We start from the raw sequence: 1,334 nt of genomic DNA, 5'->3' as shown, positions 1-1,334 counted from the left end.
TCTGCCGGATCGCCAGCGCCAGTTGCCCCGTTTCATCGCGAGAGAGTTTACCGGAGTCGATATAGTCGCACAGCGCAGAGCGGCCAAGCTGCCCGTTAGCAATCAGGCGAGCCTGACTTACTAGCAGCAACAGTGGATCGCGGATTTGCCGCGTCAGCAGGGTGGCAAAGAACACCACCATGACCACGGAGAGCGCAATGCTGATAGCAATACTGACTTTCGAGGCACTGAAGATATTGTCTACATCTTGGCGTGCATTGTTGGCAAAGGTCTGATTAATATTGATTAAATCTTGTACGTGTGCGGTGAGTTGTCTGAATAGGCTGCGGCTTTGGTCGACCAAAATATAACGCGCTTGCTGCAAATCACCGCGCTCGATAGCGTCCATCATCTGACGATGCAGACCTTGATAGGCTAACCACTCATTTTTGATGTTGTTATAGATCTGGCGCTCCTGCTCGCTTTCCAGCAACGGCGCAAATTGGGCAATGGCATCATCAATTTGGGCGGGAATGGCGTCTAACAGCTTCTGATAGTCAGCCTTCATGGTTGGGTTATCGTAGACCACGATGATCCCCATTTCATTACGGCGCAATCGGCTGATGTGGCTATCGATAGTGGCCGCCTGAGTGATGCTCGGGATCACCTGTTCGGCCAGATGCTGTGAACCACCGTTTAAGCGGCTGAATTGCAACAGCGAGAACAGGCCGATGCCGATGATTAACAAACACAATAAAGAAAATGCGGAGGTCAGCTTTTTGCCGATGGAAAGGTGCTTCAATAACATACCATTATTCTCATTTAGCAAGTTTAAGCGGTCAGGAATAAGGCGCCGCAACGACAACATCCCAATGGTGCAACTTAATATATGTATCTTTTTGTATATATTTATTAATAACGGCTGCAACTGGGCAAAATTAAAGCAAAAAAGAAAATTTAGTGTGACAATTCGGCGTATATACCGTTGCGTTTAGATTAACTGATTGATTTTAAATGAATGATAAATAGACAGTGCCAGAGAGGAAAAAGAATAAAAAAGTGGTATTGGGGGAAGGAAAAAGCGAAGGGATATATCACTGGCCGCCATATTCTCAATGACGGTCAGTGTAAGCAGTATCTTATACGCCGACTGATGTCGGCGCGATATGAAGGGGGAATTTATACCGCGAAACGATTGGTGACCTGTTGCAGGTGAATGGCCAGCTGGCTCAGCTCCGCGCAGGCTTGCGCAGTCTGATTCGCGCCTTGCGCCACTTCATCGGAAGCATTGTGGATAGTGACAATGCTGCGATTGAGCTCATCGGTCACCGAGTTCTGCTGCTCGGTGGCGCTGG

The 1,334-nt window shown here is 48.4% G+C and carries 1 protein-coding gene and 1 pseudogene; both read right to left on the bottom strand.

The window, feature by feature from the left end; genetic code table 11:
* A partial coding sequence (locus GOU96_RS17535; protein ID WP_324702067.1) for an MCP four helix bundle domain-containing protein occupies nucleotides 1-787 on the bottom strand: 787 nt, incomplete at its 3' end.
* Between the two features lie 371 nt (nucleotides 788-1,158).
* Nucleotides 1,159-1,334 (bottom strand): annotated as a pseudogene (locus GOU96_RS17530) (methyl-accepting chemotaxis protein); the annotation flags it as partial.

Origin of the sequence: Vibrio sp. R-1, from assembly GCF_035615595.1 — a bacterium.
Lineage (GTDB): Bacteria > Pseudomonadota > Gammaproteobacteria > Enterobacterales > Vibrionaceae > Vibrio > Vibrio cholerae.
This window is presented reverse-complemented; position numbering and strand designations above follow the sequence as displayed.